The sequence below is a fragment of the Mycobacterium sp. ITM-2016-00318 genome, assembly GCF_002968285.2.
In the GTDB taxonomy this organism is placed as follows: domain Bacteria; phylum Actinomycetota; class Actinomycetes; order Mycobacteriales; family Mycobacteriaceae; genus Mycobacterium.
The window spans coordinates 3,570,255-3,595,069 of sequence record NZ_CP134400.1 but is presented as its reverse complement, the minus strand read 5'-3'; the positions used below and the strand labels follow the sequence as shown (position 1 = coordinate 3,595,069).

The following is a 24,815-nucleotide window of genomic DNA, read 5'->3' as shown; positions in this document are numbered from 1 at the left end:
CACGGGAAACGGCCGTTTCGGGGCCGTGATCAATCGGGCGTTACGCCCAGAGCGGAGTAGACCTCGTCGGAGAGGGCCACGCTGCGCGGGTCGGCGTTGCACTTGGTGGCGTCGAAGTTGTTCATGACGTAGGCGTAGCCGATGCGGTGTTCAAGGTCGACGAAGCCGAAGCTTCCGCCCGAGCCGCCGTGGCCGAACGTCCGGGTGTTCGGGCCATTGACGCCGCGCTGGTTGAGCATGTAACCCAGGCCCCAGCCATGGTCGGCGACGCGCGCGCCGAGGACGACGTCGGTGTCGAAACCGCCCTGCGAGATTCGGCATTTATCCATGTGCTCGAAGCTGAGCAGCTTGCCCTGGGCGAGCGCGTTGTAGAAGGTCGCGAGGCCGAGTGCGGTGACGTGGGCGTTGGTGGAGGGGAACTCGGCGGCGCGCCAGGCGGTGATGTCAGTGGAGCCGAGTTCGTCGTCGGGGATGAAGCCCATCGCGACGGAGAAGGCCGCCATCGGATGCTCGTCGATGCTCGTTGGGTAGCCGGGCGCATTTCCGTAGGCGAGCACGTCGCGAATGTGGGGTTTGTTGACCATGTCGGCGCAGCGGCGGTGTTCGGCTTGCGGAAGTCCGATGTGGACGTCGATGCCGAGGGGTTCGGCGATCTCGGTGCGCAGATACTCGCCGAGGGTGCGGCCGGTGACGCGGCGGACGATCTCGCCGAGGATGAAGCCGAAGCTCACCATGTGATAGCCCTGGGCGGTGCCTGGCTGCCACCACGGTTCGGCCTTGGCGATGTGATCGCAGACGGCGTTCCAGTCGAGGGTCTCTGCTGGTGTGAGTCTGGTGCGGGGCCCGATGACCCCTGAGCGGTGTCCGAGGACCGTGGCGATGGTGATGTCTTGTTTTCCCGCTTGCGCGAATTCGGGCCAGTAGTCGGCGACGGGTGCTTGTAGGTGGAGTTCGCCGCGGTCGGCGAGTAAGTGAACGCAGGTGCTGGTCAACGCTTTTGAACCGGAGAAGATGCTAGCGAGAGTGTCGTGGTGCCAGGGTTGTCGGCCTTTGGCGTCGGCGGTGCCACCCCACAGGTGGACGGCCAGGTCGCCGTCGACCCAGATGGCGACGGCTGCACCGACTTCGCCGCGCTCGCGGAAGTTGGCGTCGAATGCGTCGCGGACACGCGCGAAGTCGGGTGAGCAGGAGCCGCTGATTGAGGCCCTGCGGTGCGCGCTCACGAGCCTCCTGACGACGATGGCCGTTGCTGGCCTTGGGTATCGAGCGTATGGGCGCAGCCTGTTAAGGCCGACCGTCAGAGGCCGAGAGTTTGTTGCGGTTGAGTTGCGATTCGGCTTAGCGAAAATCTGCAGCCGAGATGCAGGGAGCTATGGGCCGGGGAACAACTGCTCAAACCGCTCCCGCAGTCGCGATCGCAGGCTGTCCTCAGGCGTGCTCTCCGGCGGCGGCGGTGGCTTGGCGATCATCGTCTGGGCGGTCATCTCCGAAGCAATCACTACTGCAGACGGCACGGTGGGAGACGCCGAAGTTGGCGGCGGCGCAGCCTGTGAAGCGGCCGCAAGCTCAGGCGGGGCCGAGTCAGGCGTCGGCGGTATTGCCGCGGGCGGCGGCACGGCTGCAACCGGGGCCGGTGCCGCCGTGCTAGTCGCAGGCGTATTGGCGATCGGCGCGGCTGGGCGAATTGAGTCGCCCGACACCCTGATGACCGACAAGACGAGCAGCCCAATCAATACCAGCCCGAGCACCGCGCCTGTGAAAGCCCCAACGTGCGGCGACGAACCTCCGTTCAAACCGGCAGGCTGCTGGACAGCGTCTGTCAGCCGCTCTTCCGGTTCATTGACCCGGCGGCGCGGAGCGCCGGCGTTGAGCGCGAGTCCGCGCGCCGCGAGGGCGGCATCGAGATCGGGGAACGCCTCCGGCGGGGTCAGTCGGCGAGGCGGATTCTTGTCAGAGCTCACGGTCGGAAGTTCGAACGCCTTTCCCGTCGGGCTTGATTTGGATCAGGCTAGCTCGCCTGTAAGGCGCGGAGTGGCCACTACATCTTAAAGGTTTCATAAGATTATTGTCGTCCGCGTCAATCAATTGCTTGAGCAGATCCAACCAGGTATGCGACCTTGCGAATGGGGGCCGTTGCTTGCACAACTATGCGAAGTGGCCTTTGTTGCGGCGGGCCGGGACGACCGTTCAGAGGCACGTAGGCATCGAACTTGCGTAGGTTGCCCGGCGACTACTTGTTATGAATTCCCCATCAGGGTTTGCAGTTCGATCGCGACCACGCAGGACGGATGCGCGTGAGACGAATCCCTTGGGCGCCATAGCTCTGAGGCGTTGGCTGAGGCTTATTAGCCCTAATCATGCCCAGCGCTGACATCTTCCTAGTGCACGCGCTGGCTGCTAGCGTTTTCAGCTACGACGACGCTTGGGGGGTGGACGTCGCCGCAGCGATTGGCGGTGAAGTGCATGTTAGGGAGGGCTCGAGATGGTTAAGCACACGTCGGCAAGGTTGAGTGTCCTGTTTTGCGCCTTGGCGTTGAGCACCGGGGCTGGGGTCGCTTTTGCGGAACCCGACCTGTCTCCTTTCATCAACACGACGTGCACTTATTCGCAAGCGGAGGCGGCGCTGATCGCGCTCTCGCCGGACCATGGCCAGGAATTTGCTAATTCACCGATGACGCAGACCTGGCTGCATGCGTTTCTCGACTCGCCGGTCCAGCAGCGGAACCAATTGATTCAGCAGGCGCCCCAGTTAACGCAGTACACCGGACTCGTCATCGACATGGCCAACACCTGTAAGAATTATCCCGCTATCTAGGGTGGGGCATCAGGTCTTCGGCCGTCCGGCCCGGAGTGCTCATCACCGCGGTTGCCATGTCCGAACTGCCGTCGTGCATCCGCGGAGCCCTTCGCGGGGACGTTGCTAAAGACGACTCGTGACGAAGGCTGCAGCCTCGTTGGTCATCCCGTTCGTCCCATACAGAAGGTGCGCAATTCCGGGCTGCCCCCCGGGAGCCCCGGAGCAGATGTCGTCACCGGGTGCGCACAACTCGATGGTCTTGGGCTGGTACAACGGGCCGATCTTGATGGGCGGCACGCCGTACGCGCCCAGGAATTGATCCGAAGGCTTCCCGAACAGGGCAACCGCGGCGACGTGGTCAGCAACCTCCGGCTTCATTGGTTTCGGAACGTACTGTACGTAATCCGCAGGTACTTCCTGCGGAATGGCAGCCGAGGTGACGAAACCCGCCAGCGCCGCGCCTTGGGAGTATCCGCCGAGCACAATCCTGGTCCTCGGGCAGTTCGCCGCCATTGCTACGACGTGATCTCTCGCGTCATAAATCCCATTCATGACCGTACTGAGGAACTGCAATCCCCCCTGGAAGTCTCCGGGGGCAGGAAAGTCACCGCTGGCGGCGTAGTCGACCCCATATACGGCGACCGACCGGGCACCGGCTTGCGCGCGGACCGAGTCGACAAACGCCTGTCCCACACCGCCGACACCTGGTGGCTCGTAGGTACCGCGGGCGAAAACCACGTCAACGTCGGGGCACGGCTCAGCGAACGCGAACGGACTCGGCGACCCCAGCAACGCCGCCGAGCTCACCACCACGGCGGCAAGGAATTGAGCGATCCGGCGTGCGCTGCCAATGGCCTGCAGCCGACGCCCACAGCCAGCATAAAACGATCTCGTGACGTTCATTCTTTCCCCATAGCGTCGTCACATCCCGACCCTGGGTCAATGCTGCCATACCAGGCACGCCAGCATTGCGATTTTCAAACCAGCCACCTGAGTGCATGCGCCGGGTCCGGGCGCTCGATCAAGCCTCGGCAGCAACGCCCCAAGGCGCCCTGCGTTGGCGCTGTGCCGAATCAACCCGCAGCCGACTCGCTGGCGTCGTCGTGCGTGTCTGCGGGGTGGGCCTTCTTGAGGTCGGTGTCCGTTTCTCCGTCAATGCCCTGATCGACGTCCTTCAGCGTGTTTATCTCGCTTGGCTTGTCGACGCGGTTCGGCTTCCTCGTCTCGGTCGCCTCGTGGACGGCCTTCCGCTTCTTCGTCTTGCTCGGCTCGTTGACGTCGTTCGGCTTGCTCGTCTCGATTACCGGATCGGTGTCCGTCTGCGGCTTTGTGGCGGTCACCGGATCGATATCCGGCTGCAGCTGCGTCCCGGTCGGCTGAATGGACTGCGTCGGTGGCTCCGATTCGATCGGCTCAATGGAGTCCGCCTGTGTTTCCAGCGCGGTCACCGGGTCGGTTTCGGCGCCCGTTCGTGCGGCGGCGTTGATCGTGGGCTCAGAATTGCTGAACGGCGATGGCGGAACGGGGAGACCCAGGGCGTCGTCGATGCCCTGACCGATCGCGTTCACGAGATCGTTGGCCACCGTGAACGGATTGAGCAACGGGAAGAGGCCTGCGCGGGTGGGCCGCCACGGCGGGATGTCGCGGTCATAGCCGAGGTCGATGATCACCTTCAGCACCGGTTCGATGAGAGCAAGCAACGGCTCGGGAAAGCCGAGGTCGCGGAAAGGTTGCAGCAGGGGCAGGTGGGGGGTCGGGATGAAGTAGTAGGTGGTGTCCCCGTGCGGAGGGCCTTGCTGATATTGGCTCGGGTCGGGGTCGAGCCCGACAGTCATGTAACCGGAGTGGATGTAGATGATGCCGGCCACCGCGTTCAGTGTGGCGAGGAGGTTCAGCGGAAAGTTCGGGAAGTCGGCGAACCCGTCGTATTCGCGGGCGATGTCGTAGGTGGTGAAACTCGTGTTCGTCGGTGTCGGGCCGTTGAAGCTGAAGTTGAGGATGGGAATGTAGAGCCCGCGGAAGCGGGACATCACGCCGCCGTTGGGCCGGTTGAGGTTGCCGGGAAGGACGAAGGTGATGTCCGGTGCGTCCGGGTTGTCGGTTCCGGGGTACTGGCGGGCCAGCTTCCGCTTGTACTCGGTGGAGATGACTGCGCTCTGCGAGATACCGAAGATGACGATCGGCTCCGTGGTCTCCGCATCGTTGACTTCGTCTTCGAGGTCCCGCAGCCCGATGCGAACGGATCTTCCGAACGTGTAGGTGAACAGACCGGTTAGTGGCCAGGCGTCTTCAGGGGTGAACAGCGGGTCCGCATTGGGATCGGCAGGCAGCCACGGATTGGTGGGGTAGATGTAATTCTCCAGCGCTTCTGACACGAATATCGGCGGGGGAAGCCCTTCGCCCGTGCCGTGCATCACGATCGTCGTCACCATCAGCTGAGCTGCCGTGGAGATGGTGGACGTCACCGTCACCACTACGGCGGTAATAGCTCCCAGCAAGGCGATCACCATTGAAAGAGCTAACTTCTTCACGATGCCACCCTCATAGCCAGCGCCTCGCGCATTGGGGCGTTCGTGATGTATAGCACCCATTGAGGCTTCAAACAGCAAAAAGACAGCAAATTGACAACGACGTCAGAAGTTATCAGCGCTGCCGATGACGCAGTCACCTGACTGCGATAGCCCATAGTGCCGGGTGGAGGGGTCGCGAGCGAGTTGGCTATATAGGTCGGGTCCCGTCGTGGACGGGTGCCTATGAGCGCACTAGGCGCCAACTTAGTAACCGCAGTCTCAAACCACATCTACGGAGACGTGGCAGAGGCGGAGCACCCCTGACGAACGGGACCGCGCGAGCCCCCGAACGCCGTTGACGTACTCCCTTGAGAGCATTCAGAGCGGGCGACGGGAATCGAACCCGCGTAGCTAGTTTGGAAGACTAGGGCTCTACCATTGAGCTACGCCCGCGAGTACAGCGGACAACACTGTACCGGCGGCTATCCGACCAAATCCAATTAAAGGTTCGGCGTGCCTGGGCCGTAGTATCTGCGGTGGTCCGCGGGGTGTAGCGCAGCTTGGTAGCGCATCCGCTTTGGGAGCGGAAGGCCGCAGGTTCAAATCCTGTCACCCCGACCAGCGGCACGACCCCGAGACGCGACACATATAAGAGGAGCATCAGACGTGAAGAGCACCGTCGAGCAGTTGAGCCCAACACGGGTTCGCATCAATGTGGAGGTGCCCTTCACCGAGCTGGAGCCCGACTTCGACCGGGCGTTCTCCCAGCTCGCGCAGCAGGTCCGGCTGCCCGGCTTCCGTCCAGGCAAGGCGCCGCGTAAGCTGCTCGAAGCCCGCATCGGCCGCGGTGCCGTCCTCGAACAGGTCGTCAACGACGCCCTGCCCAGCCGCTACAGCCAGGCCGTCACCACGTCGGAGGTGAAGCCGCTCGGCCAGCCCGACATCGAGATCACCAAGCTCGAGGATGGCGAAGAGCTTGTCTTCACCGCCGAGGTCGACATCCGCCCCGAGGTCACCATCCCCGACCTCGAGGCGCTCAAGATCGAGGTCGACCCGATCGACGTGAGCGACGAGGACATCGACACCGAACTCCAGAACCTGCGCGCCCGCTTCGGCACCCTTACCGGCGTCGACCGCCCCGTCGAGAACGGCGACTTCGTCTCCATCGACCTGTCGGCCTCCGTCGACGGCGAGGACGTGCCCGACGCGAAGACCGAGGGCCTGTCCCACGAGGTCGGCTCCGGCCAGCTGATCGACGGTCTCGACGACGCGATCGTCGGCCTCAAGGAGGGGGAGACCAAGGTCTTCACCACCACGCTGGCCGCCGGTGAGCACGCAGGCGAAGAGGCTCAGGTGACCGCCACCGTCAAGTCCGTCAAGGAGCGCGAGCTTCCCGAGCCCGACGACGAATTCGCGCAATTGGCAAGCGAATTCGACACCATCGACGAGCTCAAGGAAAGCCTCAAGGAGCAGGTCGAGCGCGTCAAGCGCGTGCAGCAGGCCGAGCAGATCCGCGACAAGGCCCTCGAAACCCTGCTCGACGAGATCGACATTCCGCTGCCCGAGAAGATCGTGCAGGCGCAGATCGACGACACCATCCACAACGCGATCCACCAACTCGACCACGACGAGGACGCGTTCGCCAAGGCGCTGGAGTCTCAGGGCAGCAGCCGCGAAGAGTTCGACAAGGACAACAAGGAGAACTCCGAGCGCGCCGTCAAGACCCAGCTCGTCATGGACGCCATCGCCGACAAGCTCAACGTGCAGGTCGGTCAGAACGACCTCACCGAGCGGCTCGTTCTGATGTCGCGCCAGTACGGCCTCGAGCCGCAGCAACTCCTGCAGTACCTCCAGGAGAACAACCAGCTGCCCGTCATGTTCGCCGACGTGCGCCGCGGCCTTGCCGTCGCCGCCGTCGTGCACGGCGCCACCGTCACCGACACCGACGGCAACGTGATCGACACCACCGAGTTCTTCGGCCCGCCGCAGAGCACGGATCCGGCCGAGATCGCCGCCCAGATCGCCGCGCAGGTAGAACACGCTGCCAGCGCGGCCGACGAGACCGCAGCCACCGAAGCCGACACGACCGACGACGAGGCGTCCGACGACGCCAAGTGACGCTCTGAGCGAACGTGCCCCTGTCAGGGAGTGCGCCGCCGCGCAGGTTGGTTAGTGTTCGGTGAGAGCTATGAAGAAAGTAGGTATCCAGTCGTGACTGACATGCGTTCGAACGGGACAGGTCTCAACCTTGTCGACTCCGTCTATGAGCGCTTGCTCGCCGAGCGCATCATCTTCCTGGGGTCCCAGGTCGACGACGACATCGCCAACAAGCTGTGCGCGCAGATCCTTCTGCTGTCGGCCGAGGATCCCACCAAGGACATCCACCTTTACATCAACTCGCCGGGCGGCTCGATCAGCGCGGGCATGGCCGTCTACGACACCATGGTGCTTGCGCCGTGCGACGTCGCCACCTACGCCATGGGCATGGCCGCCTCGATGGGTGAGTTCCTGCTGGCCGCCGGCACCAAGGGCAAGCGCTACGCCCTGCCGCACGCGCGCATCCTGATGCACCAGCCGCTTGGCGGCATCACCGGTGGCGCCGCAGACATCGCCATCCAGGCCGAGCAGTTCTCGGTCATCAAGAAGGAGATGTTCCGGCTCAACGCGGAGTTCACCGGACAGAGCATCGAGCGCATCGAGGCCGACTCTGATCGCGACCGCTGGTTCACCGCGCCGGAAGCACTCGAGTACGGCTTCGTCGACCACATCATCACCAGCGCCAGCCTCAACGGCTCCGGCCCGACCGCAGGACTTGATGACAAATGACCGATCACACAGATCCCCGTCTGCAGCCGCAGGCCCGCTACATCCTGCCGTCATTCATCGAGCATTCGAGCTTCGGCGTCAAGGAGTCCAACCCGTACAACAAGCTCTTCGAGGAGCGCATCATCTTCCTCGGCGTGCAGGTCGACGACGCCTCGGCCAACGACATCATGGCCCAGCTGCTGGTCCTCGAGTCGCTGGATCCCGACCGCGACATCACCATGTACATCAACTCGCCCGGCGGCTCGTTCACGTCGCTGATGGCGATCTACGACACCATGCAGTACGTGCGCGCCGACATCCAGACGGTGTGCCTCGGCCAGGCCGCATCGGCCGCCGCGGTGCTGCTCGCGGCGGGTACGCCCGGAAAGCGGCTGGCGCTGCCCAACGCCCGCATCCTGATCCACCAGCCCGCGCTGTCCGGCGTCATCCAGGGCCAGTTCTCCGATCTGGAGATCCAGGCCAAGGAGATCGAGCGGATGCGCACGCTGATGGAGACGACGCTGGCGCATCACACCGGTAAGAGCGCCGAGCAGATCCGCAAGGACACCGACCGCGACAAGATCCTCACGGCAGAAGAGGCCAAGGATTACGGCGTGATCGACACCGTCCTCGAGTACCGCAAGCTCTCCGCGCAGACGGCGTAACCGCTTTCCTTGACTCTGAGCTCACGGCGCGAATTGCCAAGAGGCCGACGCCGTCAGCGCTGAGTCAACCAGGCGAAGGTCGCCGGATAGCCGTATCGTGGGAGGCTGCGAACGACACCTCGCATCTCGACGATCAAGCTGGGCCAGCAACTCGGTCCGGTAACAGCGGCGACACGCCAAGGACACTCCCGGTGCGTCATGGGGGTCGTGGGACGCGTGAGGCGATATGTTCTGCAACACAGCTGAATACCACCGACGCGATTCGGCTTTATGGGTCGCACCGCGCCGGAATGAGCGGGTAGCGTCGGGTGAACGCCCGAGGCGGCCCACACGCTTGAGATAGAACGACTGCTACAGGAAGTAGGGACTTCACCACCATGGCGCGCATCGGAGACGGCGGTGACCTGCTGAAGTGCTCGTTCTGCGGGAAGAGTCAAAAGCAGGTCAAAAAGCTCATCGCCGGCCCCGGCGTGTACATCTGTGATGAATGCATCGACCTCTGCAACGAGATCATCGAAGAGGAATTGGCCGACGCCGACGACGTAAAACTCGACGAATTGCCCAAGCCGTCGGAAATTCGCGATTTCCTCGAGGGCTATGTCATCGGGCAGGACACCGCTAAGCGAACACTGGCCGTCGCCGTCTACAACCATTACAAGCGCATCCAGGCCGGCGAGAAGATGCGCGACTCGCGCGCCGAGCCCGTCGAACTGGCCAAGTCCAACATCCTCATGCTCGGACCCACCGGCTGCGGCAAGACCTACCTTGCGCAGACGCTGGCCAAGATGCTCAACGTCCCCTTCGCGATCGCCGACGCCACCGCACTGACCGAGGCCGGTTACGTCGGTGAGGACGTCGAGAACATTCTGCTCAAGCTGATCCAGGCCGCCGACTACGACGTCAAGCGCGCCGAAACCGGCATCATCTACATCGACGAGGTCGACAAGATCGCCCGCAAGAGCGAGAACCCGTCGATCACCCGCGACGTCTCCGGCGAGGGCGTGCAGCAGGCGCTGCTGAAGATCCTCGAGGGCACGCAGGCGTCGGTGCCTCCGCAGGGCGGCCGCAAGCATCCACACCAGGAGTTCATCCAGATCGACACCACCAACGTGCTGTTCATCGTGGCGGGCGCGTTCTCGGGTCTCGAGAAGATCGTCTCTGACCGGGTCGGCAAGCGCGGGCTGGGCTTCGGCGCCGAGGTGCATTCCAAGGCCGAGATCGACACCCAGGACCACTTCGCCGAGGTCATGCCCGAAGACCTGATCAAGTTCGGGTTGATTCCCGAGTTCATCGGCCGACTGCCCGTCGTGGCGTCGGTGACGAACCTCGACAAGGACTCGCTCGTCAAGATCCTGTCCGAGCCGAAGAACGCGTTGGTCAAGCAGTACACGCGGCTCTTCGAGATGGACGGCGTCGAGTTGGAATTCACCGAAGAGGCGCTCTCATCCATTGCCGATCAGGCCATCCACCGCGGCACCGGGGCCCGCGGCCTGCGCGCCATCATGGAAGAAGTTCTGCTGCCGGTGATGTACGACATCCCCAGCCGCGACGACGTCGCCAAGGTGGTCGTCACCAAGGAAACCGTCGAGGACAACGTGCTGCCGACGATCGTGCCGCGCAAGCCCGCTCGGCCCGAGCGCCGCGACAAGAGCGCCTAGCGTTTATCCGGGTGTCCAGCCGTGCAGCTGCTCGACACCCTTGACGTCCCATCCTCAGACGGCGAAGTTCCTCAACCTGCTGATCGACGGCAAAGATTCAGGCTCGACGTCCGCGTGCGCGTCGTCAACGACGAGGTGTGACGGCGCGCAGGAGGCGGTCGCAGGGCGTCGTACCCCTCGAACAACGCCCCCACGACCCCATGGTGCGCCTATTGATCATGCGACCGGCACGGTTTTGTCGCTTTCGTCGCTAGCCGACTCGACGTCTTGCCCGCCGGCTCCGAACCTGTCACTCAGCGAGGCGCACAAACACCACAGCAGGTAGGCCGCGACGCCGGCGAACTGCAGGTTGGTGACCATGTGTCCACTCTTTCCTCGCACGGCTCCGCGGGCGCGCGTAGTGGGCTACTCCACACGAATCGAATCGCCGTCGACGATCTGGTTGACCTTGCATCCCGCGTGCGGGCATACCGACGACAGTGCGAACGTCGTTTCTCGTTGTCACGGTCAGAAGGTGATGCCGGTGGTATCGAAGAACCACAGAGCCGATGTCAGCCAGACGTAGACGAGGCCGAAGAACACCAGGCCGCCGGCGATCGGCAGCACCCACGGCCGGAGCCCTTTGCGCGTCAACAGCAGCATCTTCGTCACGAACGCGCCGTAGAAGAAGCACCCGAACAGCGAATGGAACAGCACTCTGCTGTCGGAGGACTGAAAACCCAAGGCGTACAGGCAATGCACGGCGACCGGGACGCTGGCCAATACGGCAAGCCTGCCCGACCAGACGTGTGCGACGGCGATCCACGCAGGCGCATTGCCTCGCGGCGTCAAGCGGTACATCACGAATGCGGACGCCAACTGGAACACCGCGAGCGAGGTCGCCAGCGTGGCCAGCCACGACTTCACCGCGACAGGACTGGAGAAGCCCGCGAGGTTCACGGAGAAGAACTGCGGCTCATGGACCTTTCCGAACACCCCGAGCCCGACGGCGACCAGCGCACCGATGATGACCGCGATCGCGGCCGATACGCCACCCCTCGTGCGCGCGGCTCGGATCGTTTGCGTGTCAGACGACATCGGTGTCCCCGTTCACCCGCGTCGCGTCGCCCGCCAGCGCCGGTGCGGGCACCGACGAACCGTCAGGGCGGCGCAGCACACCGGTGACCGTTCCGTCCGCGTCGACGATCCAACTGCTGCGGCCGTCGACGCCCTGGTCGACATAGAGACCGGCCGGCTCGTGGACCTCCGTCGCGACGAACTGCCAGGCCTTGCCGCGAACCTGCAGCGTGCCCGCGACCGTCGAGCCACGTAGCCGTCCGTCGAGCGTGCTGGCGTTGTCCCTGCTCGCGAGCATGGCCACGCCGTTTGTCGCGTCTCCGCGCAGCCACACCTCGACCGAGTTGCCGTCGCAGGCGTAGGCGACGGCCCTGTTTCCGTCGACCCTGATGTCGAGCGTGATCGCGCCGTAGGTGGTGGATACGGTGCCGAGGTAGTCGGCTTTGGCAGGAAACTGCTGCACCCGGGGCGTTGTGGTCGACGACGGTGCCGAGACCGATATCGGCGCCTCAGCGGCCGGTTGCGTCTCGTTCTGCGCCGAGACGTTGACGAGCCACATCCCCGCGCCGACTGCAACGACGGCGCCAAGGGTGACCACTGGACCGCGGATCTTCATGACGTTCTCCTGACTTCGAGGGTTTCGGGGATGGGAGCGGCGGCCTGCCGAACGGATCGGCGCAACTCATGACGCCACCGCCCGTTCGCCGACGACCTCGTCGATGAGGGCGGCGATCTCGGCGATGCCGCAGCGCTGCGCGTACGCCACTTCCAGTTCGCGCGCGCGGCTCAGGTAGCGGCCGTCGCCGAGCACCTCGCGCACCGCATGGCGGATCGCCTTATCGGTGGGCGCGCCGGTCCGCAGGTCGATGCCCGCGCCCGACCACGCGACGCGTGCCGCCACCTCCGGCTTGTCCTCGGTATCCCCGGCGACCACCAACGGCACACCCGTCGACAGTGCCCGCTGCACGGCGCCGTAGCCGCCGTTGGTCACCATCACGTCGACCTTCGGCAGCAACAGATCATGCGGAAGATACTCGGCGACATAGATATTCGGCGGCAATGAGAAGCCCAGCTCCGACACGGGCGGGCCGCCGGTGGTGGCGACGACCATCACGTTCTCGTCGGCCAGCGCCTCGATGGTCGGTTGCAACAACCGGCCGAAGTCGGTGTTGTCGATGGTGCCCTGGGTGACGTGCACAACAGGGCGGTCACCGTCGAGTTTCGGCCACCACAACGGTGGGTTGAACGTTGCCGTCGGCGTCGGATCCACCATTCCGACATAGCGCACGTTGGCCGGCAAATCGGTTCGCGGATAGTCGAACTCGGGTACTGTCGGCGCGATGAGCCGGTCGGCCAGCACGCCGGAGTCGAACAGGAACATGGGCAGTTCGCGCGAATTCAGCCGGTTCAGCTGATAGTTGGTCGCTTTCTGCGACTGACGCAGCAAGACCCTGTGCGACAACACGTTCAGCGCCCGATTGCGTAACCGCCCCAGCGTGCTCGTCGACGGCGGCAGCCCGAGACCGGCAGGCGCGGTGTCGCGGCTGCTGATCATCAGCGGGGTTGTGGAGTAAAGGAGCACCGGCGGTCGCGCGGTGCGCTCTCCCAGCGTGAACGGCAGTACCCCGAAGAACCCGTAGTCGGCGAGGATCGCGTCGAACCGCCTCTGCGCCAACAGTTCAGCCAGCGCCTTCGCCTGATGCGGCATGGGTGCGACGAACAACCGCACGACGTCGAAGTTGAGCCGCTTGATGCCGCTGGTCTGTTCGCGGCCAGTGTCGGAGTCCAGCAGCGCCAGATCGAGGTCGCCCTGCGGCGGCAGCGTCGCCGGCGTTGCCCCGACGGCTCGGATCTGGTTAGCACGGTCGGCCCCCGACAAGGCGGTGACGCGGTCTCCGCGGTCGACCAACCCGCGTGCGACGTTCAGCAAGGGTCCGATGTGTCCGATGGGCGACAGCGCTGCGATGAGGATTTCTGGCATGCGATTTATGCTCGGTCACCATCGAGACGCGAGCTTGGAGGTTTCCTGGAGATTAGGGGGAGAACGCAGGTAGACGCCGTGGTTTGGGCGCGCTAAGTCACCCTCAGCGAGCCTGAACGCGCCGAAATCGCCAGATGGCTAGCGCTTGATGCGGTCGGGTCGGGTGTAGACGTTCATCGAGTCACCGCGTAGGAACGCCACCAGCGTCAGCCCCGACTGGCTGGCCAGATCGACCGCGAGCGACGACGGCGCCGACACCGCGGCGAGCACCGGAATCCCCGCCATCACCGCCTTCTGGGTGAGCTCGAACGATGCGCGGCCGCTGACCAGCAGGACGGTGCCGGTCAGCGGGACCCTGTTCTGTTCGACGGCCCAGCCGATGACCTTGTCGACGGCGTTGTGCCTGCCGACGTCCTCGCGCACCACCAACACGGTGCCGTCGACGTCGAAGAGCGCGGCGCCGTGCAACCCGCCGGTGCTGGCGAACACCTTCTGCTCGGCGCGCAACCTCTCCGGCATCGCCGACAGCGCCGCGGAGTCGACCCGGGAGGCGTCATCGCCGGGCGAGTGACGGCTGATGGTGCGAACCGCATCGAGGGACGCCTTGCCGCAAACCCCGCAGGACGACGTCGTGTAGAAGTTGCGGGTGATGTCGACCTCCGGCATCTGCACGCCGGGAGCGAGCGTCGCATCGAGCACGTTGTAGGTGTTGAGGTTGTCGGGTCCCGTGCCTTTGCAGTAGCGCACGGTCAGCAGGTCGTCACGGTGTCCGATGACGCCCTCGGTAAGCAGGAAGCCCTGCGCCAGTTCGACATCCGAGCCCGGGGTCCGCATCGTCACGGTCACGGGTTTCCCGTCGACGCGGATCTCCAGCGGCTCCTCGACCACCAGCGTCTCCGGCCGCGTGACCGCGTCGCGCGGAGTGACGTGGCTGGCGCGCCGGCGCGCCGTCACCCGGCCCATGACCGCTCCAACCGGATGACGATCGCCTTGGATACCGGCGTGTTCGACCTGTCCGCGGTATGGTCCAAGGGCACAAGCGAATTGGTCTCCGGGTAGTAGGCAGCGGCATTGCCGACCGGTGTCGAGTAGGCCACCACCATGAAATCCTTCGCCGTCCGCTCCTGCAATTCGCCGTCGCCGTTGGTGAACTCGGAGACCAGATCCACCCGGTCGCCGTCGGCCAGACCGAACGACTGCAGGTCGGCCGGGTTGACGAACACCACACGCCTGCCGCCCTTGACGCCGCGATAGCGGTCGTCGAGCCCGTAGATGGTGGTGTTGTACTGGTCATGGCTGCGCAACGTCTGCAGCACCAGCCGTCCCGGCGGAACGGGCACCCATTGCAGCGGGTCGAGCGCGAAATTGGCTTTACCCGTGGCGGTGGGGAATTCGCGTGAGTCGCGGGGGCCGTGCGGCAGCTGGAACCCGTCGGGCTGGCGGACTTTCGTGTTGTAGTCGGCGCAGCCGGGTACCACCGCGGCGATCGCGTCGCGGATCTGGTCGTAGTCGTCGTTGAACTTCTCCCACGGCACGGGATGGTTCGGGCCCAGCAGCGTCCTCGCGAGCTGGCAGACGATCGCCACCTCGCTGCGCACCTCGTCGCTCGGCGGCTTCAGGCTGCCGCGCGACAGGTGCACCATCGACATCGAATCCTCGACCGAGACCATCTGTTTGGTGCCGGCCTGAATGTCCTTATCGGTCCGCCCCAGCGACGGCAGGATCAACGCCGTCGCACCGTGTGCAAGGTGGCTGCGGTTGAGCTTTGTCGACACCTGCACCGTGAGCGAACACCTGCGCAGCGCGGCCTCGGTGACCGCGGTGTCCGGGGTGGCCGACGCGAAGTTGCCGCCCATCGCCATGAAGACCTTCGCGCGGCCGTCGCGCATCGCGCGGATCCCGTCGACGGTGTCGACGCCGTTCTCGCGCGGGCTGACGATCCCGAACCGGTCGTCGAGTGCGGCCAGGAACGTCTCGGGCATCATCTCCCAGATGCCCATCGTGCGGTCGCCCTGGACGTTGGAGTGGCCGCGCACCGGGCACAGCCCCGCGCCGGGCTTGCCGATCATGCCGCGCATCAACAACACGTTGGCGATCTCGGCGATCATCGGGACCGCGTGCTTGTGCTGCGTCAGGCCCATCGCCCAACACGCCACTGTCCGTTCGGAATCGGCGAACATCCGCGCGACGCGCTCGAGTTGCTCGCGCGAGATCCCCGTCGCTTCGAGCACGGTGTCCAGGCCGATCTGGCGGGTGCGTGCCTCGTATTCGGCGAAGTTCGAACAGTGCGCGTCGATGAAGTCGCGATCGACGATCGTGCCCGGAGCACGGTCGTCGGCCTCCAGAAGCAGGCGGCCCATCCCTGCGAAGAGCGCCATGTCGCCGCCGAGCCTGATCTGCACGAACTCGTCGGCGATCGGTACGCCGTGCCCGACGACGCCGTGCACCTTCTGCGGGTCCTTGAACCGGATCAGGCCCGCCTCGGGCAACGGGTTGACCGCAATGATCTTGGCGCCGTTGTCCTTTGCCTTCTCGAGCACCGACAGCATGCGGGGATGGTTCGTGCCGGGATTCTGTCCGGCGATGACGATCAGGTCGGCCTTGGTGAGATCTTCGACGGTGACCGAACCCTTGGCGATACCGATCGCGTCGACCAGAGCGGCGCCTGACGACTCGTGGCACATGTTCGAGCAGTCGGGCAGGTTGTTGGTGCCGAAGCTGCGCACCATCAGTTGATAGAGGAATGCCGCCTCGTTGCTGGTGCGACCCGACGTGTAGAACACCGCCTCGTTCGGACTTGCCAGCGCGCGCAGTTCATCGGCGATCAGCCGGTAGGCGTCGTCCCAGTCGATCGGCCGGTAGTGATCGTCGCCCGGCCTCAGCACCATCGGATGGGTGAGCCGACCCTGCTGCGACAGCCAATACTCCGGTTTGGCGGAGAGTTCGGCGACCGGGTGCCTGGCGAAGAAGTCGGGCGTGACGACGCGCTTGGTGGCCTCCTCGGCGACGGCCTTCGCGCCGTTCTCGCAGAACTCGGCGAACTTGCGGCCGCCGTGCTCCTCGGGCCATGCGCAGCCGGGGCAGTCGAAGCCCTTCTGCTGATTCAGCCGTGCCAGTGACGCTGCGGTGCGGAAGACGCCCATCGACTCCAGGCCGCGCTTGAGTGACACCATGACGGCCTTGACGCCCGCTGCCTCCCGCTCGGCACCCGTCGAGACCACCGAATGCTCGTCGTGATCGGCATCCCAATCACTGGTGATTTCGCGTCGAACAGCCATACCTCCCAATCTACGACTGCGTGTCCACGACCTGCACCACGCCGCCTGACACGCCCGCGATGAACAGTTTGCCGGTGGTCGCGTCGACGCCGAGCGTGTAGGGGTTCTGGACGGTGGGCAGGCGCCGCACCTCGCGCGGCGTCGGCTGGCTCATGTCGTAGCCGATCACCTCGTTGGTGCCGGACGAGGCCACCCACAGCAGGTCGCGGGTGTTGTCGTAGGTGATGCCGTACGGCCCGCCCGGCTGGGCGACCTCGCCGGCCTGATGCGGCGTCGGCAGCGGCTCGAACACCCGGATCGCGTCGCCCCTGGTGTCGGTGGCGATCATCCGGCCGTGCTTGTCGGCCACCAGATGCGTCGGCCCCTCCCCGGCGGGTGTGGATCCGAGGATGCGCAGATTCTGGGTGTTGTAGACGGTGAGGTCGTTCTTGCGGACGTCGATCAGGCCCATGGACTGGCCGACCGGCGCCAACCCCGCAGGCTGCACGCTGTCGGCGAAGATCTTGACGACCTCCTCGCCGCGCAGCACGGCGACCGTTCCGCCGTGCTCGTTGGCGACGAACACCGTCCCGTCCGCCGCCTCCGACGCATCGTGGGGGACGACGCCCGTGACAACCTGCGGCAACGCACGTCCGCTCGGCAGCTCGACGCGAATCAGCGCGTTGGCGCTCTCGACCGGAACCAGGACAGGTCCGCCTGCGTTCGCCAGTTGCAGGTGTCGGACGAAGCCGGGCAACGGGACCCGGTTGACGACCTCACCGGTGTCGGCGTTGAGCAGGACCAGTTCGTTGGGATCGCGCTTGGCGACGGCGACCGTGCGGGTCGCCGCGTCGACGACGACGCCCTCGGGCGCTGTGCCGACGGGCACGGTGCGGCCCGGGATCGTGGCGGTCTGAGGCGGCGCCTTCTGCGGTTCGGCCGGCGGGGGCAGATCGTCGGCGGGTGGCCGGTTGCCCTCGGTGGGCACCTCGCTCGGTATGGCGGGCCTGGCCTGCGGCGCCGACGATGCCGGCGGGGCGGCCGTCTCCGGCGGCGGTTGTTCCGAACAACCTCCGACGATGACGATGAGCGCCGCGAGAGTAGCAAGACGCCGCATGTCCTCACGCTACGTGCCGAGGCTGGACGCCAGCTCAGAGCGTTGCGGCGGCAGTGACTGTGCGTCTGCGTACGGACGGGCGGCATGTCGGGTACGACAACGCACAGTCATCCAGGAATTGAGGCGTTGACGGCAGAGACGCTGAAAAGTGTGGTGGCGTCAGGCGAACAGCGCAAGCGAATGCGCGCGACGCAGCTTGCCCGACGGTGTCTTCGGGATGACCCCGGGCCCGAGGACGACGACATTGCGGGGACGCACGTCCACGTCGGAGACGATCTCATGCGCCACCTGGTGTTTGATCCGTCGCACCTCGGCCATGTCCTGGAAAGCACTCGATTCCACAGCGACAGAGAACGATTCGCGTGACAGACCGGCGTCGAGGCGGACGGCGACGGCGCAGCCGGGTCGCACACCCTCGACACGTCCCGCGGCACGTTCGATATCGGTGGGATAGACATTGCGGCCGGCCATGATGATGACGTCTTTCACTCGGCCGCAGACCACCACGTGGCCCTCCTCGGTGAGGTAGCCCAGGTCGCCGGTGTCGTACCACCCCTGCTCGTCTTGAGTGGGGACCAATCCGGACCTGGTGATGTAGCCCTTGGTCACCGGTTCACCACGCACTTCGATGACGCCGACGGCCCGAGCGGAGACCACAGCACCTCGTTCGTCGACGACACGCGCCTCGAGTCCTTCCAGCAGCGGTCCGAGCGTGGCGAGCCGAGTCGTCTTGCCGTGGTGAGTCGGTACCGCGTGGTGCAGTGTGGCGAGCAGGTCGGTGTCGACTTCGTCGACGACGAGGCCGCCGCCGCATTTCGAGAACGACACGGCCACTGTGGTTTCCGCCATGCCGTACGCGGGCAGTATCGCCTCGGGCCGCAGGCCGAAGGGCGCGCCAGCCTCGATGAGGTTCTCGACGTCGGCGGGTTCCACCTGTTCGGCTCCCGACAGCGCCCACCGCAGCGTGGACAGATCGAACTCGCCCGGCTTCGCCTGTCGCCGGAGGCGTTTCGCCAACAGCGCGTAGGCGAAGTTGGGTGCCGCGGTCATCGTGCCTTTGTACTTGTCGATGAGCCTGGCCCACAGCAAAATGTCCTGCAGGAAGTCCATCGGCGTGATCTTCACCAGTTCGGCGCCGAAATACATCGGTACGGTGAGAAACCCGGTCATACCCATGTCGTGAAACAGTGGCAACCAGCTCACGATGACGTCGGTGTCCATGTCGAACTCCGCACCGATGAACATCGCTTCGGCGTTGGACACCAGGTTGCGGAAGGTGATCTGGACAGCCTTGGGGCTACCGGTCGACCCCGACGTCAGTTGCATCAGCGCCACGTCGTCCTCGTCGGTGTCGACAGGGTCGATGGGATCGGCGGACAACAGCCCCTGGACCGTCAGCACGGTGATTCCGCGTTCCTCGAGCACCGGTATCGCAGCGGTGAACGGATCCGAGACGATCACCGTGTTGGCGGCGATCATGTCGATGGTGTTCTCGGTGTCCTCCGCCCAGATCACCAAGTCGGTTCGGGGCGTCGGCTGATGCAGCATGGTGATGCTGGCGCCACGCATCCACAGGCCCTGCGCGGTCGGGGCGATCTCGACGGGCGCCCCCGCCAGCACGCCAACCGCGTCGCCGGGATTTACTCCGGCCGCTGCCAGACCACCCGCAATTCTGCGGGCCATGTCGTGGACTTCAGCCCACGTGTGCCGGACCGGCGCGTCAGGTTCGCCTGTCACCAATCCGTGCACGCTCGAGCGTGCGTTGTCGTACATCGTCTCCGTGAAGCGACTCACGGTGGCCCCCCCTTCTCGCCTCTTTTGCGATAATACGGGCCGCAAAGCGAAATCGCGTTGTTTCGTTAGGCGGCTCGCAGGGCCTCGTCCGGCCACCACTTTGCCGATATTCGACATGATTGCGAAAAGTGGAGGACTCGCGGGGAACCATACAGGTGTCCCACTTCGCGAAATTCGCAGACGTCGGCGCGGCTAAATCACCGTCAACGCGTAGCCGACGGCCAGGTTCAACGCCGTGCCACACCGGCAGCTGCCTGAAGGAGGACGACAAGCTCCACCCCCACGGACCGTCAAAGCCCTTCCCTCGGAGCAACTCGACGAGTCCGCTCACGTCGAAGCACCCGTCGCCGCAGAGGAGCCTGCGTTCGGCGGAGTCTCATCGCTACTTCCCGTGCTTCGAGATGTACTCGATCATCGTGTTCAGTTGATAGCGGGACACCTCATGGGCGCTTTCGTCCTCGGCGAAGACAGACGAGACCATGACGGTGTCCGGCCGATGGTAGAAATCGATATCGGCAAGGGCACCGAAGAACTCGTCCCAGTCGACGTCGCCGTCACCGATCTTGAGGTGCTGGTGCACCCGCGCCGGACTGCCCGGCGGATTGGTGATGTAGCGAAGACCGTGGCTGCGGTGGTGGTCCATGGTGTCGGCCACATGCACCAGCCGTAGCCTGTTGCCCGCCGCGCGGATGATCTCGCCCATGTTGCCGCCCATGTGGAAGCTGTGGCACGCGACGAACACCATGCCGATATTGGGGGAGTTGACGCCGCGGATGATGCGCAGCGCCTCCATCCCGTCCTCGACGAAATCGTCTGGGTGAGGGTCGATTCGGACGTCGATGCCTTCGCGCTCGAAGATCGGCACCAGCTCCTCCATCGACCGGAAGAACGCCCGCTCGGACTCCTCGGCGCGCTCGGGGCGGCCGGAGAACTCCGTATTGATGACGTTGACGCCGAGATCGACGGTGATCTGCACGACGCGTTTCCAGTTGCGCACCGCGGCCTCGCGGGCGTCCTCGTCCGGCCAGGACCAGCGCAGCACAGGCAGCACCGACGCGATCCCCACGCCGGCGTCCGCGCACGCCTTGCGGAACTGCGCGACGAGGTCGTCGTCGGCACGCGGGTGGTTGAAGAACGGGATGAAGTCGCGGTGGGGCGTCAGCTGCAGGTGCTCATAGCCCAACTCCGCTATCAGACGGGGAAATTCGAGCAACTCGTAATCGTGGTGAAACGGCGTCGGATCGAGTGCGATCTTCACTTCCGGAACCCCTTGATCGAATTCGGGTCGACGATCTGGACCTCGACGGGCCTGCCGCTGTGCAACGATTCGACGCCGGCCTCGCAGACCGCGGCGGCCGCATAGCCGTCCCATGCGTCGGGTCCGTCGACGTTCACGCCATTGCGCACAGCGTCCACCCACCGTTGGAATTCGGTGTCGTAGGCCTGCCGGAAGCGCTCGCGGAAGCCGGGGGTGATGCGGCCTCCCCAGGTGCCGGGTGCACCCTTGCGCACCAGGCCGACGTCCAGCCCGATCATCGCGCTGCCCTTCTCGCCCACCAGTTCGGTACGGACCTCGTAGCCGACTCCGGTGGTGACGAACAGTTCGACGTCGATCAACTTGCCCGACTCGGTCCGCATGATGGCGATCTGCGGATCCGCAAGTCCCTGCGGCGCAGCCGGATTCGGTGCGGGCTTGATGATCTGGATCGACGCTATCTCCTCGCCGAACAGGAAACGGGTGACGTCGACCTCGTGCACCAGCGAATCCCGTACCACCATCGCGCTGTCGAAGGACGGTGGGACGGCGGGGTTGCGGTGCGCGCAGTGCAGCACCAGCGGCTCACCGAACTCGCCGCCGTCGATGAGCGCCTTCAATTGCGCGTATTCGTGGTCGAATCGTCGCATGAACCCGACCTGAATCATCTTCTTGCCGAGCTCGGCTTCCCGCTTCACCACGGCCAGCGAGGTTTCCGCATCGGTCGTCAACGGCTTTTCACACAGCACCGGCTTACCGTGCTCCAGGCATGCGAGCAGTTGGTTCTCGTGCGTCGGACCCGGCGTGGCGAGGACAACCGCGTCGACGTCGGGGTCGGCGATCGCGTCGAGAGGATCGCCGACGACCCGCGCGGCCGGCACCGATGCCGCGATCTCCTCGGCCTTCTCGGACAGGTAGTCGTTGACCACCGCGACACGGGCATTGCTGATACGGCCGGCGATTCGAGCGACGTGGTCGGCACCCATCACACCGACACCGAGGACCGCGATACGAAGATCAGACATGGCTATCCTCCGGCTCCTAAAGGAATTTCACGGACGGGACGCCGCACGAACCGAGGTAGTTGCGCGTTCGCTTGGCGATAGGCAGGGGTGCGTCGACCTCACAGGGATACATGTCCTGTTCGACGATCGCGAAGACGTCGATGCCGAGCCTCTCCACCGCGGCCAGAAGCGGCGGCATCTCGGGGATGCCGCGAGGTGGCTCGGTCATCGCGCCGAGCTTCACGGCCTCGCCGAACGGCAGATCCTCGGCGATCACCTTCGCCTGCACTTCGGGATCGACCTGCTTGAGGTGCAGATAGCCGATTCGCTCGGGTGCGCGCTCGATGATCGCGATGTTGTCGCCGCCGCAATAGCTGATGTGGCCGGTGTCCAAGCACAGGTTCACGAACTCGCCGTCGGTGCCGTCGAGGAAGCGGTATACGTTCTCCTCGGTGTCGACATGGCTGTCGGCGTGCGGGTGGTATTGCGCACGTAAACCGTAATTTTCGAACATCGCCTTGCCGAGTTGATTCATGCCGTTGGTCTTCTTCTGCCACTGCTCGGGCGTCAGATTGCGGTCCTCCAGCATGGCGCCGGTCGACGGGTCGCGCCACATCTCGGGGATGACGACGACGTGCTTGCCACCGACGGCCGCCGTCAATTTGGCGACGTCCTCGATCTGCTTCCACACGGCATCCCATGAGTCGTCCTGATGCAGATGCTCGAACACGGTGCCCGCCGACAGTTTCAGGTCGCGCGATGCCAGCTCCTCCGACAGCTGCTTGGGGTCGGTGGGCAGATAACCGAACGGTCCCAACTCGATCCACTTGTAGCCGGAGGCGGCAACCTCGTCGAGGAAACGGGTGTACGGCGTCTGGCCCGGATCGTTGGGAAACCACACGCCCCATGAATCCGGGGCGGAGCCAACGAGAATCGTGCTCATCAGTCGATCAATCCTTCGCGTCGTAGGGCTTGGTGTAGGGGCGCTGGATCTTCTTCCATTCGGCGTAGGTCTCATACGCCTCCCGGGTGGACTCCAGTTGCGAGGTCTCGCTGACCGGCACGTCCCACCAGGACCGGCTGTCGGGCGCGTAGATCAACGGGTCGGTCTCGACGTGGATCACGGTGGTGTGCTCGTTCGCCTTGGCCGCCTTGACCGCATCGGCGAACTCCGCGGCCGTCGTCACCTTGATCACCTCGGCGCCCAAACTGGCCGCGTTGGCCGCCAGGTCGACGGGGAGCCTGTCGCCCGCCAGCCGGCCCGACTGGTCGCGGTAGCGGTACGCCGTGCCGAACCGCTGCGACCCCAACGACTCCGACAGGGAGCCGATGGAGGCGAACCCGTGGTTCTGCACCAGCACAAGGATGACCTTGACGCCTTCCTGAACGGCGGTCACAAGTTCGGTGGCCATCATCAGATACGAGCCGTCGCCGACCATCACGAACACGTCGCGGTCTGGGCTGGCCATTCGCACGCCGATCCCCCCTGCGACCTCGTAGCCCATGCACGAATAGCCGTACTCGACGTGATAGCCCTTGCGGTCGCGGGTGCGCCACAGCTTGTGCAGGTCGCCGGGCATCGAGCCGGCCGCACACACAACGACGTCACGCGGCTCGGACAGCGTGTTCGCCAGACCGATGACCTGACTCTGGTTCAGCGCGCTTCCGTCGTCCTCGACCCGGTAGGCGGCGGTGACGGTGTCATCCCACTCCTGCGCCAGTTCGATTGTCCGCGTGCGATAGTCGTCGTCGACCGAGTAGCCGCTCAGCGCTTCGACCAAGGCTTCGATGGCCTCTCGCGCGTCGGACACGACGTACAGCCCGCCCTGCTTGACGGCGTCGAACGAGGCGACGTTGATGTTGACGAAGCGGACGTCGGGGTTGTTGAAGGCGGTCCGCGACGCACTGGTGAAATCGCTGTAGCGGGTGCCGATTCCGATGACGACGTCGGCGTCGGCGGCCAGTGCGTTGGCGGCGGTGGATCCGGTCGAGCCGACGGCGCCAACGGATTGCGGATGGTCGTAGGGGAGCGAGCCCTTACCAGCCTGGGTCTCCGACACCGGGATGCCCGTCTGCTCGACGAACGCCCTCAATGCGTCGTCGGCGCCGGAGTAGATGACGCCGCCACCGGCCACGATCAGCGGTTGGCGCGCCGACCGGATGATGTCGGCGGCCGTGGCGATCACCGAGCGTTCGGGCAGCGGGCGCGCCACGTGCCAGGTGCGTTCGGCGAACAGCGATTCCGGCCAGTCGAACGCTTCGGCCTGGACGTCCTGCGGTAGGGCGATGGTGGCCGCACCCGTCTCGACGGGGTCGGTGAGTACTCGCATGGCGCCGATCAACGCCGACGGCAGTTGCTCGGGCCGCCATACCCTGTCGAAGAACCGCGACAGCGGCTTGAACGCGTCGTTGACGGTCATCTCGTTGTCGTGGGCCTGTTCGAGGTCCTGCAGCACGGGCGCGCTGACCCGTGTCGCGAAGGTGTCGGACGGCAGCAGCAGGACCGGCAGCCGGTTGATGGTGGCCAGTGCCGCGCCGGTGAGCATGTTGGTGGAACCGGGTCCGATGCTCGCGGTCACCGCCCAGGCCTTCAGGCGGTCCCGCTGCCTGGCGTACGCGGCGGCGGTGTGGACCATCGCCTGCTCGTTGCGGCCCAGCACATAGCGCAGCGCAGGCTTGGTGCCGGCCCTTTCGGCCTCGACCTCGGCCTGCAGCAGCGCCTGACCCATTCCGGCGACGTTGCCGTGCCCGAAGATGCCGAAGCAGCCTGCGAAGAACCTGCCGCGTTCACCGTCGCGTTCGACGTACTGGTTGGCCAGGAATCGAACGATGGCCTGCGACACGGTCAGCCGTACGGTCGGCTCGTTGTGCGGCGCCTTGAACGCGGATGCTTTGGAGACCATGCGTCACTCTCCT

At 65.1% G+C, this 24,815-nt stretch carries 21 protein-coding genes and 2 tRNA genes; 6 read left to right on the top strand and 17 right to left on the bottom strand.

Features of this window, described 5'->3' with window-relative positions:
- Positions 1–29: 29 nt before the first annotated feature.
- Together C6A82_RS17550 and C6A82_RS17545 are read right to left on the bottom strand one after the other, a co-directional pair.
- A complete protein-coding gene (locus C6A82_RS17550; RefSeq protein WP_199193818.1) occupies positions 30–1,223 on the bottom strand; it encodes a serine hydrolase domain-containing protein in 1,194 nt (397 codons plus the stop codon).
- A gap of 147 nt (positions 1,224–1,370) precedes the next feature.
- Positions 1,371–1,961: a hypothetical protein gene (locus tag C6A82_RS17545; protein ID WP_142405987.1), complete on the bottom strand. Its 591-nt coding sequence runs from the start codon at positions 1,959–1,961 to the stop codon at positions 1,371–1,373.
- 521 nt (positions 1,962–2,482) lie between these two features.
- Between C6A82_RS17545 and C6A82_RS17540 the strand changes: the two genes are divergently transcribed.
- Positions 2,483–2,815: a hemophore-related protein gene (locus tag C6A82_RS17540; RefSeq protein ID WP_105346298.1), complete on the top strand. Its 333-nt coding sequence runs from the start codon at positions 2,483–2,485 to the stop codon at positions 2,813–2,815.
- 105 nt (positions 2,816–2,920) lie between these two features.
- On the opposite strand, the gene C6A82_RS17535 is transcribed toward C6A82_RS17540, so the two are convergent.
- From C6A82_RS17535 to C6A82_RS17525, 3 genes are all read right to left on the bottom strand, one after another.
- A complete protein-coding gene (locus C6A82_RS17535; protein ID WP_105346297.1) occupies positions 2,921–3,700 on the bottom strand; it encodes a cutinase family protein in 780 nt (259 codons plus the stop codon).
- Between the two features lie 170 nt (positions 3,701–3,870).
- Positions 3,871–5,328, bottom strand: coding sequence for a PE-PPE domain-containing protein (locus C6A82_RS17530; protein WP_158261647.1), 1,458 nt, complete (start codon positions 5,326–5,328; stop codon positions 3,871–3,873).
- 361 nt (positions 5,329–5,689) lie between these two features.
- Positions 5,690–5,760: transfer RNA gene (locus C6A82_RS17525), tRNA-Gly, on the bottom strand.
- A gap of 91 nt (positions 5,761–5,851) precedes the next feature.
- Between C6A82_RS17525 and C6A82_RS17520 the strand changes: the two genes are divergently transcribed.
- From C6A82_RS17520 to clpX, 5 genes are all read left to right on the top strand, one after another.
- Positions 5,852–5,928 (top strand) — tRNA-Pro (locus tag C6A82_RS17520).
- A gap of 45 nt (positions 5,929–5,973) precedes the next feature.
- A complete protein-coding gene (gene tig, locus C6A82_RS17515) occupies positions 5,974–7,425 on the top strand; it encodes a trigger factor (RefSeq protein ID WP_105346293.1) in 1,452 nt (483 codons plus the stop codon).
- Between the two features lie 102 nt (positions 7,426–7,527).
- Entirely contained in the window at positions 7,528–8,133 is a 606-nt protein-coding gene (locus tag C6A82_RS17510) for an ATP-dependent Clp protease proteolytic subunit (protein ID WP_311101905.1), read from the top strand.
- Entirely contained in the window at positions 8,130–8,777 is a 648-nt protein-coding gene (clpP2, locus tag C6A82_RS17505) for an ATP-dependent CLP protease proteolytic subunit ClpP2 (RefSeq protein ID WP_105341207.1), read from the top strand. The genes C6A82_RS17510 and clpP2 overlap by 4 nt, the downstream gene beginning before the upstream one ends.
- Before the next feature lie 377 nt (positions 8,778–9,154).
- Positions 9,155–10,435 carry an ATP-dependent Clp protease ATP-binding subunit ClpX gene (gene clpX / locus C6A82_RS17500; RefSeq protein ID WP_311101398.1) on the top strand — a complete coding sequence of 427 codons (1,281 nt, stop codon included), beginning with the start codon at positions 9,155–9,157 and terminating at the stop codon, positions 10,433–10,435.
- A 216-nt stretch (positions 10,436–10,651) separates the two neighbouring features.
- On the opposite strand, the gene C6A82_RS17495 is transcribed toward clpX, so the two are convergent.
- The 12 genes from C6A82_RS17495 to iolD all read right to left on the bottom strand — a co-directional run bounded on the left by C6A82_RS17495 (position 10,652) and on the right by iolD (position 24,802).
- Positions 10,652–10,795, bottom strand: a complete 144-nt coding sequence (locus C6A82_RS17495; protein ID WP_158261578.1) for a hypothetical protein — start codon at positions 10,793–10,795, stop codon at positions 10,652–10,654.
- Between the two features lie 147 nt (positions 10,796–10,942).
- Positions 10,943–11,512 carry a DUF6529 family protein gene (locus C6A82_RS17490; RefSeq protein WP_233216709.1) on the bottom strand — a complete coding sequence of 190 codons (570 nt, stop codon included), beginning with the start codon at positions 11,510–11,512 and terminating at the stop codon, positions 10,943–10,945.
- Positions 11,502–12,107, bottom strand: coding sequence for a hypothetical protein (locus C6A82_RS17485; protein WP_105341550.1), 606 nt, complete (start codon positions 12,105–12,107; stop codon positions 11,502–11,504). Before C6A82_RS17485 ends, C6A82_RS17490 begins: the two co-directional genes overlap by 11 nt.
- Before the next feature lie 66 nt (positions 12,108–12,173).
- Complete coding sequence (locus tag C6A82_RS17480; RefSeq protein WP_105341549.1) at positions 12,174–13,472, bottom strand: glycosyltransferase; 1,299 nt, start codon at positions 13,470–13,472, stop codon at positions 12,174–12,176.
- A 138-nt stretch (positions 13,473–13,610) separates the two neighbouring features.
- A complete protein-coding gene (fdhD, locus tag C6A82_RS17475; RefSeq protein WP_105341547.1) occupies positions 13,611–14,435 on the bottom strand; it encodes a formate dehydrogenase accessory sulfurtransferase FdhD in 825 nt (274 codons plus the stop codon).
- Complete coding sequence (locus tag C6A82_RS17470) at positions 14,423–16,750, bottom strand: FdhF/YdeP family oxidoreductase (protein WP_311101397.1); 2,328 nt, start codon at positions 16,748–16,750, stop codon at positions 14,423–14,425. The genes fdhD and C6A82_RS17470 overlap by 13 nt, the downstream gene beginning before the upstream one ends.
- Positions 16,751–16,760: 10 nt before the next feature.
- The gene (locus tag C6A82_RS17465) at positions 16,761–17,846 is read right to left on the bottom strand and encodes a hypothetical protein (RefSeq protein ID WP_105343402.1); all 1,086 of its coding nucleotides are present in this window, start codon (positions 17,844–17,846) and stop codon (positions 16,761–16,763) included.
- Between the two features lie 159 nt (positions 17,847–18,005).
- Positions 18,006–19,640, bottom strand: a complete 1,635-nt coding sequence (locus C6A82_RS17460) for a fatty acyl-AMP ligase (protein WP_105343405.1) — start codon at positions 19,638–19,640, stop codon at positions 18,006–18,008.
- A 382-nt stretch (positions 19,641–20,022) separates the two neighbouring features.
- Positions 20,023–20,898, bottom strand: a complete 876-nt coding sequence (locus C6A82_RS17455; RefSeq protein WP_105343407.1) for a sugar phosphate isomerase/epimerase — start codon at positions 20,896–20,898, stop codon at positions 20,023–20,025.
- A complete protein-coding gene (locus C6A82_RS17450; RefSeq protein ID WP_105343409.1) occupies positions 20,895–21,920 on the bottom strand; it encodes a Gfo/Idh/MocA family protein in 1,026 nt (341 codons plus the stop codon). The genes C6A82_RS17455 and C6A82_RS17450 overlap by 4 nt, the downstream gene beginning before the upstream one ends.
- A 16-nt stretch (positions 21,921–21,936) precedes the next feature.
- On the bottom strand, positions 21,937–22,842 hold the full coding sequence (locus tag C6A82_RS17445) for a sugar phosphate isomerase/epimerase (RefSeq protein ID WP_105343411.1): 906 nt from the start codon (positions 22,840–22,842) through the stop codon (positions 21,937–21,939).
- A gap of 7 nt (positions 22,843–22,849) precedes the next feature.
- Positions 22,850–24,802 (bottom strand): 3D-(3,5/4)-trihydroxycyclohexane-1,2-dione acylhydrolase (decyclizing), encoded by a 1,953-nt coding sequence (iolD, locus tag C6A82_RS17440; protein ID WP_105343413.1) that lies wholly within the window; start codon positions 24,800–24,802, stop codon positions 22,850–22,852.
- Positions 24,803–24,815 lie beyond the last annotated feature (13 nt).

What these genes read in the sequence shown, in the direction of transcription:
- C6A82_RS17470 (WP_311101397.1), bottom strand. Translation starts at nt 16,750, where the DNA reads ATGGCTGTTCGACGCGAAATCACCAGTGATTGGGATGCCGATCACGAC.
- C6A82_RS17465 (WP_105343402.1), bottom strand. Translation starts at nt 17,846, where the DNA reads ATGCGGCGTCTTGCTACTCTCGCGGCGCTCATCGTCATCGTCGGAGGT.
- C6A82_RS17535 (WP_105346297.1), bottom strand. Translation starts at nt 3,700, where the DNA reads ATGAACGTCACGAGATCGTTTTATGCTGGCTGTGGGCGTCGGCTGCAG.
- fdhD (WP_105341547.1), bottom strand. Translation starts at nt 14,435, where the DNA reads ATGGGCCGGGTGACGGCGCGCCGGCGCGCCAGCCACGTCACTCCGCGC.
- clpX (WP_311101398.1), top strand. Translation starts at nt 9,155, where the DNA reads ATGGCGCGCATCGGAGACGGCGGTGACCTGCTGAAGTGCTCGTTCTGC.
- C6A82_RS17450 (WP_105343409.1), bottom strand. Translation starts at nt 21,920, where the DNA reads ATGTCTGATCTTCGTATCGCGGTCCTCGGTGTCGGTGTGATGGGTGCC.
- C6A82_RS17490 (WP_233216709.1), bottom strand. Translation starts at nt 11,512, where the DNA reads ATGTCGTCTGACACGCAAACGATCCGAGCCGCGCGCACGAGGGGTGGC.
- C6A82_RS17445 (WP_105343411.1), bottom strand. Translation starts at nt 22,842, where the DNA reads ATGAGCACGATTCTCGTTGGCTCCGCCCCGGATTCATGGGGCGTGTGG.
- C6A82_RS17510 (WP_311101905.1), top strand. Translation starts at nt 7,528, where the DNA reads ATGCGTTCGAACGGGACAGGTCTCAACCTTGTCGACTCCGTCTATGAG.
- C6A82_RS17495 (WP_158261578.1), bottom strand. Translation starts at nt 10,795, where the DNA reads ATGGTCACCAACCTGCAGTTCGCCGGCGTCGCGGCCTACCTGCTGTGG.
- C6A82_RS17485 (WP_105341550.1), bottom strand. Translation starts at nt 12,107, where the DNA reads ATGAAGATCCGCGGTCCAGTGGTCACCCTTGGCGCCGTCGTTGCAGTC.
- C6A82_RS17480 (WP_105341549.1), bottom strand. Translation starts at nt 13,472, where the DNA reads ATGCCAGAAATCCTCATCGCAGCGCTGTCGCCCATCGGACACATCGGA.
- C6A82_RS17540 (WP_105346298.1), top strand. Translation starts at nt 2,483, where the DNA reads ATGGTTAAGCACACGTCGGCAAGGTTGAGTGTCCTGTTTTGCGCCTTG.
- iolD (WP_105343413.1), bottom strand. Translation starts at nt 24,802, where the DNA reads ATGGTCTCCAAAGCATCCGCGTTCAAGGCGCCGCACAACGAGCCGACC.
- clpP2 (WP_105341207.1), top strand. Translation starts at nt 8,130, where the DNA reads ATGACCGATCACACAGATCCCCGTCTGCAGCCGCAGGCCCGCTACATC.